Raw genomic sequence first — 15,171 nt, forward strand, 5'->3', positions numbered from 1 at the left:
AAAGGTGATGGGCCTGTATGTTGTTTACTCATCTCGTAAGGTGTCTACTGGATTAATATGTGTTGCTTTTACAGATTGATAAGCTACAGTGCCAATTAAAATTAATAGAATACTAATGGTTGCCAAGCCAAAATACCACCATTTGATCTCAACATGGTAAGCAAAGTTACTAAGCCATTTGTCTATTAGTATATAGGATATTGGTATAGCTATCAATATGCCCAATATAAAAACCTTAAAGAATGGTTTATTGAGTTGTACAAAAATCGTGGAAACAGTAGCTCCCAATATTTTTCGAATACTGATTTCTTTTCTTCTTATAGAAACCTGATATGCCGACATGCTGAAGAGTCCGAACACTGCTATTAAAACTGAAATAATGGTAAAACTGTTAAAAGCAGTCTGCAACTCTTGTTGTTTTGCATGAAGCATTGCATATTGCTGATCCATAAACTCAAAATCAAGAGGTAGATCATCGGCGTGTGGATTTTTTTTCCATTCTTTTTCAACGACAGCAATCGCTTCCTTTGCTTTGCCTGGAGCAGTTTTTATGATCAATGGGATTTTATATCTTCCGTCCAAACATGCCTCTTTATACGAATATATCGTTGGTTGAATAGCCTTTTCAAAGCCACCGGTTTTGCTGTCTCGAACTACTGAAATAATTTCGAAATTAGTTTTACATCCTGATATTTTGGCACCAATAGGGTCTGAAAGATTCAGATGTTTTACTGCTGTTTCATTGATAACAGCGTAGTTCTTGGTACTATCTTGCAGTAATTGACTGATAGAAATTTGGTTATTTCCAGCTATTTTACGTATATCTAGGGCTTGAAAATACCCTGCGTCTATACCGATATGATCAATATCGAATGTTTTATTTAATGCAGTAAATTGTTTTTTCGGTGGATTTACATCAGAGCCGGGCAGATTTGTTGCTGAGGATACAACTTCTATGGATGGCTCATTTTCCAAACGTTGCTTAAAATCTTGAAAGGATCCATTCAGCTTTGAATCGTAGTATAATCCAATGCCCTTGAAGCTTATTACTTGAGAAGGCTCAAAACCTTTGTCAGTTTGTCGTATGTAATTGAGTTGCTGATGAACCACGATCATACCTGTGATAAAGGTTACGGCAAATACTATTTGGATGGTTAGCAGGCTATTTCTGAATGTATTTTTATTAGAATTAGCCGTTAAAGAGCCTTGAAGTAAATAGGTCGATTTAATACCTGATAATGCAATAGCAGGATAAATTCCTGAAAGCAGTGTTGTAAAAAATATAGCGAGGAGTAATTGAAAAATTGTTTGCGTACTAATAATATACTGTTTTAACTCATCATTAAACCATTTTTGCAAGATATTTCCAGTAAGTAAAAGTATTAAGAAACTGAACAATGCGGCAATTAGTGTGACAATAAACACTTCGAATATTATTTGAGACATGATTTGCCCCCTAGAGCTACCAAGAATTTTTTTTATTCCAATTTCTTTAAATCTTAGACCAGCCTGAACCATGATCAAATTAGCAAAATTTACGGAGGCAAGCATTAAAATAACAATAGAAAGAATCCCTAATATCCAGATTGTTATATAAGGGGTATTACTCTGTCCTTTTGCTCGAAGATGCAAATGACTCAATGGGTCTAAATAGATGGAACCCTTGGCAAAGGTTGAGCTTTTTACATTAGTATTATGCGCTATTTCTTGCTGGAAAAGATCATTAATTTTTTTCGTAATTGTATTAATATTGGTTCCTCTTTTTAATTGAATAAAAGTTTGGAAAGTGAATGGATCCTCTTCGCTAATCTCCCTAATAACTACAAAGTCATTGTTTATTAACGATAACTGTCGTTCTTCCAAAATTCCAGTAATCTCTTGCTCCATGCCTGAGTTTTTGGATAGCATAGGAACCTTAATGGCGGTGGCGAATGAAAGATCGGTATCTTTGAATAAAAGTTTTGCATAATCCTTATGAATCAGCGCAGCGTCTAGATGTTCTTTGCTTTTGAATAATGGCCCATTTTTACTCTTAATCTGAAATATTTCTGCAGCAGCTGCGTCTAGTATAACTGCATTTTTGAGAAAGATGGTAGATTCACCAAACATAGGGTATCCACCATACGGATAGGCTATGCGTCTTCCCGACTGCTCAACCTCAGGTATCTTTTCCAAAATAACCGGAGCAAAACTCGCAGGTGTTTCTGCTGTATATTCGCCATTAATTTCCAAACCAACCTGGTAAATTTGTTCGTAATTAGGATTCCATTTATCATAGCTGGTCTCTCTGTTGATATATTGATAGGACAAGATAAAGCCGGTGAATCCTAAGGTTAAACCTAATATATTTAACAACGTAAATCCTTTGTTCTTACATAAGTTTCTCCAAGAAATCTTTATATCATTTCGGGTCATGTATTGAGATTTTTATGTTGGTATGATGAAAATCAACAACCTTTACACAGATTTACAATTTGTTTGCCATAAATTTAATGAATTGTAAATAAGCAGATTAATATGATGTTTGCCTTATGCGTTGTTCGGTATCGAACAGTTTTCGTACACAATCGAACAGGGGCAATCCTGAGAACTCCAATTTTTCCATGGCTACTCCAAGAAATCATATTTTTGTCGCTTTTCTCACTCGTCTCTTAAACTCTTGACTGGGTTCGCCACGGCGGCTTTGATGGCTTGAGAACCAATTGTTAAAAAAGAAACAACGAGTGTAATAAGTCCAGCAACAATGAAAATCCACCATTCTATGTTGATTCGGTAGACAAAGTTTTCTAACCATTCGCGCATTGCCCACCACCCTAAAGGAATTGATATAGCAAAGGCTATTACTACTAGTTTAATGTAATCTGCCGTTAATAAGTTCACAATCTTTCCAACCGATGCGCCGAGCACTTTTCGAATTCCAATTTCTTTAACACGTTGTTGAGCAGCATACGCTGAGAGTGCAAAGAGCCCAATACATGCTATGGAAACTGTGACCAAGGCAAATAATTGCATTACTTTGGTGGTTTGTCGTTCTTGGTTATAGAGTGCCGCGTAATCTGCATCCAAGAAATGAGAGTTAAAGGGGATATTGGGCTTCATTTCTTTGTAGACTCTTTCAATATCCGCTAAAGCCTGGGATATCCTTACTCCAGGAGCGATTTTAAGAAATATGTTTCCAAAATAATTGTATTCGGGGAACAAGGCAATAGGTTGTACTTGCTCGCGAAGGGATGCAAAGTTGAAATTACTGACAACAGCTTTGATGGGTCCTTTTCGACCATTTAAGTTTATTTTTTTCCCGATTGCCTGCTCGGGTGTCCATCCTAAACTAGCTGCTGCAAGTTTGTTAATAACGATGGCTACAGATCTGTTCACTGAGGTGTCTTGTGCCTTTATAATGTCCGTTTCATTAAGTGGTTCACCTGCAAGAATCGGTATTTCGAATACAGAAAGAAAATCCTTTTCTATGGGAATAGCAGTCAGACTTAGAGAAAAGTTAACAGGTTTTCCTTGGACTTCAAAGATCGTATAACCACCTTGGATGTTAACGGGTGAATCATAGGAAGCCGAAACACCTTTAATCGTATTTAAAGCCAGTAATTTGTTTTTAAAAGTTTCTCTATCCGTGTTTTCCCATATATCACCATCTAATACTACAATTTGTGAGCGATTTAATCCGGTGTTCATATTTTGGATAAATTGCATTTGCCGGTAGGCCAAGAGTGTGCAAATAACAAGGAATATCGAAATACAATATTGAAAGCTGATCAATATCTTCGAAAGCGGAAATCTCTTTTTGTTAGAGCTTGTATTCCCCTTTAGAACTGAAAGCGGGTTAAATCGGGAAATGATCCAGGCTGGCCAACCGCTCGCTAAGAAGGTTAAAACCAAGAAGAATCCTAGTATAGACAAATAAAAGGTAGGGTTATTCCATATATTCAACTGCATAGGAACTGACATATAATGGCTAAATGCAGGTAAAAGAAGCCCGGCTAATAGTAAACCAGTTATCGTGGATATGAAGACCATTAACCCACCCTCATATAAATAATGTTTAAACAGTATTCCGCTACCGGCACCTAACACTTTCTTCACGCCTATTTCGCTGGCACGCTCGGTTGCATGTGCCAGACTAAGGTTGGTGAAATTTACACAAGAAATGATCAATAAGGCTACTCCTAAGAAACCAAAAATATAAAGATAGGTTAAATTGCCAGATCCACCCGCTTTAGAATTCAAGTGAACATCTTCCAAAGGCTCAACAAATATATCAATGGCATATCCTTGCGCAATTACCTCTTTTAACTTTTCTTTTACATAAGCATTTATCTTTTGCTGTAGATTCTTAAAATTCGTATTGGGTCTAAGTAAAAGAAAAGTGTTATCGTTTGCTGAGCCCCAACTTTCTTCCTTATATCGGTCTATCCCTTTATTGGACAAGAGTGCATCGAACTTAACTTCAGTGTAGGTTGGCTGATTGTCAATTACTGCTGTAATCATCCAGGGTGTGTTGTCGATGATTAAGGATTGACCCACAGCTTGTTGTTTGGGAAAATACTTTTCAGCAAGTGCTTTTGTCAATACAATTGTATTGGGTTGAGATAGTGGATCTTTTGCGTTTCCATCACGCACAGGATAGTCTATAACCTTTAGGAATTCTTCATCTACAAATTTTAATTTATTTTCTTTCACGTATTCATTGCCCTTTTCTATTAAGGCTGCCCCATTGTATTGATACATGCGAACGGCATGCTCAATCTCGGCGAATTCCTTTTGAAAGTTTGGTGCAAAGGCGGTAGGGGTAACGTTACTGTATGAGAACTCTGCGTCTTCCCCAGATTTATAGGCCATGCTTACATACCCCGTCCTTTGGGAATTTGGAAGGAATTTATCGTAACTCATCTCATGATAAATGTAAGCTCCAAGCAATAGAAAACAAGTGATGCCTAGAGCAAGTCCAGTCATGTTTATGAAAGCAAAACCTTTGTTTTTGCGAATGTTTCTGAATGCAATTTTTATCATCGTATTTCTTATTAAATGTTTGGTTACCATTAGGCACCAATTAAAAAAACCGTTACTTTACTATTTTCTTTATCAATTTTTCTATTCAGATTATTTAGAATATGATGTCTTATACTTCTACGCGATCGACAAAACTTATTCTTATTCATCCCTCAGACTATCGACTGGGTTGGCTGAGGCGGCGCGGAAGGCTTGCCAGGCAATGGTGCTCCAAGCGATAAAAACAGTGACAATTATTGCTAGTGCAAACATCCACCATTGTATATTTATTCGGTAAGCATATTCTTTAAGCCAGTTATTCATCATCCACCAGGCTAAAGGTGCTGCCATCAGAAAGGCGAACAAGATTAATTTTATAAAATCTTTAGAAAGCAGAAATATTATTCCGCCAACAGATGACCCTAAGATCTTTCGAATACCAATTTCTTTAATTCTTTGGTTTATAGACATCAGTGCGAGAGCGAACAGACCTAGACAGGATATTAAAATGGCTATAGAGGTGCCTAGGATGATAATTTTTGAAAATCTTTGTTCACTTTGGTAGAGATTTTGCGTGTTTTCATCAAGATAAGACGCTTCTAATTTGGCCCCTGGATTAACTGTCTTCCAAATTGACCCTACTTCCTTAAGAGTCTCACTAAGATTGTTTGATTGAACACGCACAAAAATGTACTCAATTGGAAATATATTCCGATTAACGGATAAGGTAAGAGGCTCAATCTTGTTTTTAAGATCTTTAAAATTAAAATCATCAATCACGCCAATTACCATTGACTCCCCATTTAAAGCAATTTTTTTACCAAGGATTTCATCTGTTCCCCCAAACTGCATTGCCATCTGCTTATTGATTATTACAGCATTACTATCGGTAGAAAATGATCTGTCGAAGTCCCTGCCGGCAATTAATTTAATATCTAATGTTTTAAGATAATCATAATCAATACGCATAAAATTAGTTCGTATTTCTTTGTTTTCATATTCAAAGCCAAATATGCTTTTTGAGGAAGTACCATCACGCCCTCTACCTATGTTTATATCAGAAGCACTGACTGATTTTACCCAAGGTTGTTGCTGGAGTTTATTACGCATTAGATTTAACGTGTTTTCAGCGTCTATTCCTTTGCCTATAGGTATACTGATTACCTCTGATTTGTTAAATCCTAGAGGCTTATTACTCATGTATTTTAGTTGCATACTTATCACAATGGTCGCGATAATTAAGGTGATAGCGATAACAAACTGAAGTACAGTAAGGGAGTTGCGGATAGCGGAGGATTTAATCTTTGAATTGCCTTTTAATGATAGGATAATATTACCTTCCGCGATTTTCCACGCTGGCAAACCACCTGCAATTAACGTGATAAGTAGAAAAGTAAATGTGAAATATACTAAGTTCTTCGTATTTAAAAGGTCGCTAATATCAAGCTGGTAATTCATGTTTGCATTATATTGGGGAAGGATGATGAACGTAAGCAACAAACCTAATCCTAATCCCAGAGTACATAAAACCGATGCTTCCAACCACAGTTGTTTTACAATATCCCAAGTTGTGCCCCCTAAGGTTTTTCGGGTTCCAATTTCTCTATTTCTTGTTATAGAGTGGGCCAGTGATAGATTAACAAAGTTCGAACTTGCAATAAAAAGAATTAGTAATGCAATAATCAACAATATCCATGGGTATGCAGCTGATTGACTCTCGCCAATTCCATAGTCATTTAGATGAAGACTACTTAATGGAAGGATATTTAGTGACAGGTAAGCACCATTCTTATCAGGTCTTGCCCCGTCTCTCTTGAGGATGTTAATGTTGTCTTTATAATACTGAGATACTATAGGGATAGCAGCTTCAGAGAAGGCCTCTTCGTCAATTTTTGAAACCTTTAGTTTCACGATAACATCATGATCTCGGTTTTCCCAATTGTCTCGGTTTTTAATATACCCGGGTCTGTTTTCGAAGCGCATTAAGCTATTAAATTCCAAGCTGGAATTGGAAGGGATATCCTTAAGAATTGCTGAGACTGTTTTAACTTGCCATTGACCGCCATTATTTACCTCTAATTGCTTACCAATAATATCTGTGCTACCAAAGAGACTATGTGCCATGCTTTGGGTGAGTACAATATCATTCAGTTCATTTAATGCATTATCGTTCCCCTCCTTAAACGGGAAGCTAAAAATGGATAGGAATTCTTTATCCACAAATTTGTTTTTTACCCCAATTTCTTTGTCTCCGTATCGAAAAATAACATCCCCATGTGCATATCGACTAATGGATTCAATACCGGGCATGTCTTGCTTAATTTGTGGGGCCAACGGTATTTCCATTGGCGTATCGTACTTAATTCCAGCTGTAGGAGATTCAGTTTTTTTATATAGAACACCTATTTGATCTTTATCCTTGTGAAAATCGTCAAAGGAAAATTCAAACATAGCAGTAAGAAACAGAATAGTAGCGGTAGAAATCGCAATAGCTAAACCGGCAACATGGATAACACTTAGTGTCTTTGTTTTTAAAATATTTCTCCAGCTTATTTTTAACATGATATTCGTTTTTACATCTTACTTGACAGGAATGTCATTATAGTTTATAGTTCGTCCAGCTCTCCCAAAATAGCATCGTCACTCATCTCTTAAGCTATTTACCGGGTTCATTCGGGCCGTTTTAAAAGCATGATAACAAATAGTACCTGCCGCGATAAAAAGGCTTATTGTCCCTGCTAATATAAATACCCAATATTTTATTTCAACTCTATTATTAAAATCTTCAAGCCAAGAATGCATTGCCCACCAAGCCAATGGCGCAGCAATAATAATGGCCACTAAAACCAGTTTTAGAAAATCGATTGAAAGTAATTTGATTATTCTGCCGATGGTGGCTCCCAAGACTTTTCGGACCCCAATTTCTTTTGTTCTTTGTGCTGTGATAAATGCAGCAAGTCCAAATAATCCCAGACATGCGATGAAAATGGCGACAAAAGCAAAGGATGTAAAAATAGTTTGTGTTTGTTTTACATCGGCGTATAAGGCAGAAAAATTGTCATCTAGGAAACTAAATTGAATTTTCTGATTTGGTGAGAATTCTTCCCAAATATGGGTTATCTGAGAAATAGTTCTGGTCATGTCCAACGAACTAACTTTAATGGATATCAATGAGGGACTACTGCCTAAAACAAGACTAACTGGCCGTACCGCATCTGCTTCGCTGCGCATATTATCAAAAATAAAGTCTTTAACAACACCAACAACAGTTCTTGTTTCACCATTGAATATCTTAGCGCCGATTGGATTTTTGAGATTAAGCTCTTTGGCCATTTTCTCGTTGATAATCGTTGCTGCAGAATCCGTTGGCATATCAAAACTTAAATTCCTGCCAGCAAGTAACTTCAAGCCATAGGTTGGAATATAATCCTGATCAATCACCCAAAATTGTCCGGGTTTTCCATCGTCTTCAGATTGTTTTCCATCCTGCCAAAAGGAGTTGCCATTTCTGCGGCTCCCCGTCATATCTACTGGGACATAATCTCCGATGGAGACGCTGCGTACATCAGATATTGTCTTTAATTGTTCCTTAAAGGGTTTAATTTGTTTGCCAAGTGTATGCGTCCCATGAAGCATCAAAACTTGATCTTTATTGTATCCCAGGTCCTTGTTCATAAGAAAATTCATCTGTTGATGAATGATAATTGTTCCAATTATCAGCACAATTGAGGTGACAAATTGAAAAACAACTAGGCTGTTCCTAAATCCACCTGAACTTTTAGAGCTCAAAATTTTACCTTTTAGAATAGAAATAGGTTTAAATCTTGATAGGAAAAGGGCGGGATAAATTCCTGATAGAACTCCCAAAATAATTATTCCCAGCAGTATGATACCAATAAACTGTAAATTGAACCAAGGAATAGAGAGAGATTTCCCTGCTATTTGGTTGAATACAGGTAGCAATGTAATGCTGATCAATAGCCCTAAAACGACTGAAATAGCACAGTAAAGAAATGATTCTGTGAAAAATTGATAAATTAACGATTTACGGCTGGATCCTATCGTCTTGCGAATGCCAACTTCTTTCGCTCTAACAGCTACATTCGCTGTAGTAAGGTTTATAAAGTTGATGCTTGCGATGAGCAGAATAAATACAGCTATTCCAGCAAAAATCCATACTATTCGAATATCTCCCCGATTTTGTACAGCGACCTTGTCCGTATGAATATCCTTGGAATATAAATGGATTTGACTTAGTGGCTGTAGAGTCAAAAAAGATGATTTGACCATCGGGTTCACCGTTCTACCTGCCATTTTGATCGAAGGAATATAATGGTCTTCAATGTATGTTTTTGTCAACTGATTTTCTAGTTGCTGTATATTGGTACCCGATTTGATTTTAAAATATGTGACATAATTACTGGCAATCCAATTTTGCTGTTCACCATCATAAAAATTTATTCCTGATAAGGTTAAAAAGATATCGTAACCATATAAATGTGAGTTTTGAGGCATATCCTCCAAAACCGCGGTAATCTCGTAAGGTTTCTGTTTATCGCTGTTTAAATAGATGACCTTACCTACGGGGTTTCCCTTAAATAGCAATGCAGCCTTACTTTTGCTAAGTACTACGGTGTTTGGTTTATCTAATGCATTTTTTAACGATCCGTAAACAGCAGGTAAAGGAAACATATCCAAAATGGATTGGTCTGCATAAACAAAACCTGAGAGCGATCGGTTTACAGGATTTTCATTGGTGGCTACCTGATTATTCCCCGCTCCAAAAAGTGAGCTGGGCAAAATTCGTCCAGATTCCAGAATGCTTGGATACACTTCCTTCATCGTCGGACCCGCGGGTGCCGGGAAAGAAGTGCCACGCTGCAAATCAGATTCTTTTTTGAAATTGCCTATCATTCTGAAGATTTGATCTTCTTCTGGGTAGAATTTATCATAGCTTAATTCATGCTGAACGTATAAAACGATCATAATACAAATAGCAATGCTAAAAGCAAATCCTCCAATTTTAATGGTGGAAAAAAGCTTTTGACCTCTTAGGTTCCGCCAAGCTAGTTTTATGTAATTTTTGAGCATAAACATTAACTGATTTAAATTAAAAAAAATGCAATAGATCTGCCATTTTTTTAAAGATCTGTTTATCAGGTTTTTATTTGTTAAATTATGGTTTATATCTGTTCGATAATGAACAGTTTTCGTTCATAAATGAACGGTTATTTCGCGTGGATTTCTCCATGCCTAACATCTATGTAATAAGCCTCTATGTCTACCTCAATGAATGGAACTCTAAAAAACATAGTGATTATCTAGCCACTTAGTAGTTCAAGCTATTCATCCCTTAAACTCTCTACTGGATTTGCCTTTGCAGCCTGAATTGATTGGTAACTCATGGTCAGAAATGCAATAATGACTGTTGCTATCGCCGGGATAACAAACATCCACCAACTTAATTGGATTTTATAGGCGAAATCTTGTAACCATTTGTTCATGGTCCACCAGGCAATAGGTGAAGCAATTAGGATGGAAATGAGCACAAGCTTTACATAATCCTTAGAAAGTAACCCAACTATACCCGATACAGTGCTGCCTAAAACCTTTCTAATACCAATTTCTTTTGTGCGTTGCGCTGAGGTGATTGTTACCAAGCCCATTAACCCCAGACAACTTAATAGAATGGTTATTGCGGTTGAAAGATTGATGATCTTGGACAACTTATAATCATTTTCGTAATAGCTTTTAATCTTTTGGTCATAGAATTCGTAACTCAAGGGCACATTGGGATAAAAATTTTGCCATTCTTTTTCAAGGATTGCTAGACTCGATGGCCATGTATCTAGGTTGCTGCTTAAGCGAATACTTATTTTCTGTAATTGAGATCTACTGGGGGAAGATAAGATGGACAAGGGTTCCATTTTCATGTGGAGATTTTTCACATGAAATTTATCTAAAACCCCAACAATAGTTCTTTTCTCATCATTGAAAAAAACCACCTCTCCGACGGCCTCTTCTGGGGTTTTAAAACCAAGATCATTGATTGCAATAGCATTCAATACGATTCCATTAGCTGTGTCAGCGAGTGTTATCCCCCTTCCTGCTAATATCTTTAAATCGAACACATCAACATAGTCTTCGTCCACATATTTTAAAGGCATATCCACCTTGAGTTCGCCCGTACTGGTGTTCCTGCTAACGAAATTACCCCAATGGTCATCACTCATCGGAAGGTGACCCAAACTGACTGCTTGAATCTCTGGATATTTATCCAATGCCTGTTTAAAAAGGTAAGGGTCCACGTCTCCATGGTCGGCTTTTTTGTAGGGAAGATGAATATTAATCACAGACTGATAGTTGAAACCTAATTCGCTGTTCATCGTATGCCTTAATTGCATGCCAATAATAAAGGTTCCAATAACAAAAAATTGAGCGATTACGAATTGGAAAACAATCAACGCTTTCCTGAAGGAAATACTCCCCAAAGATAGTTTTCCTAAACTCTTCATTTTAATAACCTCAGCGATTTGCACCTTATTGATTAAAAAAGTTGGATAAATACTTGATGTTATAGTGATAAACAGAACTAATATAGTTAAGAATAGCGCAAGCGGACCAGAATCAGAATATTGATCTATGTTTTTAGGGAAGTGATCCCCTAAGGTCGTTGTTAACATTTGACATATCGGCCAAGATAACAAAAGCGCAAAAATGACAATAATAAAGGTTTCCAATAAAAATGTTTGGGTGATCTTCGAGGATTGTTCTCCAAGAGTTTTACGAATGCCAATTTCCTTTGCCCGATAGGGTATCTGAGCGGTGCTTAGGTTAATGTAATTGATGCTAGCCAATAATAAAAGGAAAGCGCCAATCCCGATTAATCCGTATAGGACTTTAAGGTTACTACTGCTTTGGATATGGGGAGTAAAGTGAAGCTTGGGGAGGGAAGTCAAGCTTAAATTAGCCTTGACGTTATGTTTGCTAAAGGTTTCATTGGTCATCTCGAGAAGCTTTTTATTTGCCTGAGTTAGCAATGATGCTTCTGCGTGTTTATTAGATAACTTAAGAAATAATTGATTGTTGGAATTAGTATTCGTCCAATTATCAGAATTCCAGTCTTTTTCTGGTATTTTAATAAACTCCTTTGCCGCAAAACTACTGGGGTGATCAAGATCTTTTACGACACCAGTAACGGTATATAAAGTGCTGTCATATCGTAAGGTTTTGCCAACGATATCCTTCGGGGGGTGTTTCGGGAAATATTGTTTTGCCCTAGATTCCGAGAGGATGACCTCATTAGGGTTCCTTAAGACTTGTCCCTGGTTACCCGCAATCCAGATGTATGGAACCATTTGGAAGTAATCGATAGTGGTTCCAATAATATGCTGTTGTTCATCAATTTCTACGGGTTTTTCTGGGTCTGAATTCTGTGTTATTTTTTCAAAATATTGAGTAAAAATTGGGACTACCAATTCAACATGGGCAATGTTTTCTTTTATAAATCTAGGTACTGGGGCAGCAATGCCTTCAAATTTTTTTTCTTCATTACCTTCTTTGAAAGCGGTGGAAACCTTGAATATTTTTTCCTTCTCTGGGTGGTTTTTGTCAAAGCTAAATTCGTAGTTGACCATCCTGAAGACCACCCAACAAGCACTTATGCCTATCGCTAATCCTACAATATTTAAAAAGGTAAATAGACGATTACGCCATAGTTGCCTGATTATTAGTTTAAGTCTATTCATGTCTTAGGTATTAAAAGTGATTATTCATCGCGCAAACTCTTTACAGGATTTGCGATTGCCGCTTTAATCGATTGATAACTTACCGTTAAAATGGTGATTATAATTGCACCTAGTCCTGTAAGCAAGAAAATGTCCCAGCCTATTGAAATCCGATAGTCATAATTCTTTAAAAAAGAATTCATGGCCCAGTAGGCTAGAGGAAAGGCTATAAGGCAAGAGACAGATACAAGTAATATAAATTCTTTGGAAAGCATACGGGTGACAGAAAACACAGAGGCACCAAGAACCTTGCGTATTCCGATTTCTTTAGTTCTATTCTCAGCCATGTAGGCCGCCAAACCAAATAGACCTAAACAAGATATAAAAATGGTTAACCCTGCAAATAAGGTAGCGAGCTTTGCCGTTTTTGAAGATTCATCGAATTTTTTCGCATATTGTTCATCAATGAATTTATATTCAAATGGATACTCTGGGTTGAATTCTTTAAAAATTTTTTCAGTCTTTTCTAAGGCTTCTCGAGTGTCTAAATTGGGGTTGAATTTAATGTGCATGGTTCTAAACCAACCGATCGCTCCTTCAATTACCAAGGGGACTACCGGATCGAATGGTGACTCTTGAATAAAGTCTTTAATAACACCGATGATATGAAATTTCGTGTTGCCTCCATCCATTATGTAGCTACCTATTGGATTTTCTATCCCCATTATTTTTAATGCTGATTCATTGATGATTGCCGCCATGGAATCTGTAGGAAATCGGGTCAAATCAAAATCTCTTCCGGCTATTAATGTAAAACCTGCTGTTTCTACGATTTTGTCATCAGCATATTGACGGTTGAATTCGATGGCGCTGTTTGGATCTTTTCCTTGCCAGCTAAACCCGTTCCATCCACTCCAACGTTCTGTCAGGGGCGACATGGTTCGAGAAATTGATGTGGCAATGTTCTGACTAAGCAAAGCTTGCTTAATTAGCTGAGCGTTTTTAGCAATATCCCCTTTCTCCGGAATGTAGATCAAATTTTCTTTTTGATAACCACTCTCTCTGTCCTGGCCATACTTAATTTGTTGGCGGATTACCAAGGTACTAACGATAAGAACGATTGCAATGCAAAATTGGGTCACCACTAAGATTTTCCGAGGATTAATGTTTTTCTGCACCTGGTGAATTTTACCTTTCAAGACTTTAACAGGCTGGAATGAGGAAAGGAAAAAGGCAGGATAACTACCTGCTAGTAATCCAGTAATTAGGATAAATCCAATAAACAAAGCCCAAAATTGCCATGTATTAAAGCCGATGTCTAGTTCTCGGTTAACGAGTGCATTAAATGCCGGCAAACACAATATTATAATTGCGATGGCCAAAACTCCTGAGATTAAGGCAAGTAAAAATGATTCCGAGAGGAATTGAGCAATCAGAGATGATTTCTGTGCTCCAACGACTTTACGAATTCCAACTTCCTTGGCCCTTTTTTCACTTTGTGCAGTGCTAAGATTCATGAAATTGATACAGGCAATCAAAAGAATAAAACACGCGATGATCACAAATATCTTGACCATATCTATTCGTCCTCCTACGGCAAGACCATTTTCAAAACGACTATACAACCATCTTTCATTTAGCGATTGTAAAAAAATTTTTGAATTTAAATTTTTAGAATTTCGCTGAAGTATTTTTTCAATTTTCTTTTGAACTTGGGTTAAATTTGCTTTTCCATTTAACTCGACAAAAGCCTGCACGGAACTATTACTCCAATTTTCATCAGAATAACCCATCTTTTCCATAAAAGTCCAGGGAAGGAAATATCCCGCTTCTGTAAATCTACTGTTGCTTGGGATGTCCTTTAATACAGCTTCAACAGTTAGAATTGAGGTACTATCCACGCGGATCGTTTGACCAATTACGTCCGTTGTGCCAAAAAGGTTTTTGGCCAGATTTTCAGTTAATATTATACGACTGGGGTCTTTTAATATATGCTCTGGGTTTCCCGACAACATTGGCAAATCAAACATTTTTAGAAATGTTGAATCAACGAACATTCCAACATCAGCGACGACTTTTTTTTCTCCAATAGTGAAGAGAAAACCTCCAGTTGCTGATGTTCGAGTAACATTCTCGACCTCTGGAAATTCATTTTTTATAGCCTTGGCTAAAGGTTTAGGGGTGGAAAAGAATACTGAAATTTCACTATCCAATGGTTCTCGGGTACCTACAGCATACAAACGATCTGTTTTCGCATAGAACCTGTCAAAACTAATCTCGCTATTCACCCATATCATTATCAGCATCGCTGATGCCATACCAATGGCTAGACCAATGATGTTGATTGCCGTGAAACCCTTGTTTTTTGAGAGGTTTCTTCCAGCGATTTTGAAAAAGTTTTTGATCATTTTTTACCGTTTTTGTACTATTGTTTCAAACATAA

At 37.1% G+C, this 15,171-nt stretch carries 6 protein-coding genes; all 6 read right to left on the reverse strand.

Annotated elements, in window-relative coordinates; genetic code table 11:
- Positions 1–24: 24 nt before the first annotated feature.
- The 6 genes from AC6CHH_RS03995 to AC6CHH_RS04020 all read right to left on the reverse strand — a co-directional run bounded on the left by AC6CHH_RS03995 (position 25) and on the right by AC6CHH_RS04020 (position 15,136).
- Positions 25–2,415 carry an ABC transporter permease gene (locus tag AC6CHH_RS03995; protein ID WP_498279976.1) on the reverse strand — a complete coding sequence of 797 codons (2,391 nt, stop codon included), beginning with the start codon at positions 2,413–2,415 and terminating at the stop codon, positions 25–27.
- A gap of 225 nt (positions 2,416–2,640) precedes the next feature.
- Entirely contained in the window at positions 2,641–5,022 is a 2,382-nt protein-coding gene (locus AC6CHH_RS04000) for an ABC transporter permease (RefSeq protein WP_498279978.1), read from the reverse strand.
- Positions 5,023–5,163: 141 nt separating this feature from the next.
- On the reverse strand, positions 5,164–7,563 hold the full coding sequence (locus tag AC6CHH_RS04005; RefSeq protein WP_498279980.1) for an ABC transporter permease: 2,400 nt from the start codon (positions 7,561–7,563) through the stop codon (positions 5,164–5,166).
- A 78-nt stretch (positions 7,564–7,641) separates the two neighbouring features.
- Positions 7,642–10,092, reverse strand: a complete 2,451-nt coding sequence (locus AC6CHH_RS04010) for an ABC transporter permease (RefSeq protein ID WP_498279982.1) — start codon at positions 10,090–10,092, stop codon at positions 7,642–7,644.
- Positions 10,093–10,343: 251 nt separating this feature from the next.
- A complete protein-coding gene (locus AC6CHH_RS04015; RefSeq protein WP_498279984.1) occupies positions 10,344–12,749 on the reverse strand; it encodes an ABC transporter permease in 2,406 nt (801 codons plus the stop codon).
- A 20-nt stretch (positions 12,750–12,769) separates the two neighbouring features.
- The gene (locus AC6CHH_RS04020; protein WP_498279986.1) at positions 12,770–15,136 is read right to left on the reverse strand and encodes an ABC transporter permease; all 2,367 of its coding nucleotides are present in this window, start codon (positions 15,134–15,136) and stop codon (positions 12,770–12,772) included.
- Positions 15,137–15,171: the final 35 nt, after the last annotated feature.

It is taken from the genome of Sphingobacterium sp. GQ94 (assembly GCF_059758715.1).

Coding starts and splice junctions, on each gene's coding strand:
- AC6CHH_RS03995 (WP_498279976.1), bottom strand. CDS start 2,415: ATGACCCGAAATGATATAAAGATTTCTTGGAGAAACTTATGTAAGAAC.
- AC6CHH_RS04000 (WP_498279978.1), bottom strand. CDS start 5,022: ATGATAAAAATTGCATTCAGAAACATTCGCAAAAACAAAGGTTTTGCT.
- AC6CHH_RS04005 (WP_498279980.1), bottom strand. CDS start 7,563: ATGTTAAAAATAAGCTGGAGAAATATTTTAAAAACAAAGACACTAAGT.
- AC6CHH_RS04010 (WP_498279982.1), bottom strand. CDS start 10,092: ATGCTCAAAAATTACATAAAACTAGCTTGGCGGAACCTAAGAGGTCAA.
- AC6CHH_RS04015 (WP_498279984.1), bottom strand. CDS start 12,749: ATGAATAGACTTAAACTAATAATCAGGCAACTATGGCGTAATCGTCTA.
- AC6CHH_RS04020 (WP_498279986.1), bottom strand. CDS start 15,136: ATGATCAAAAACTTTTTCAAAATCGCTGGAAGAAACCTCTCAAAAAAC.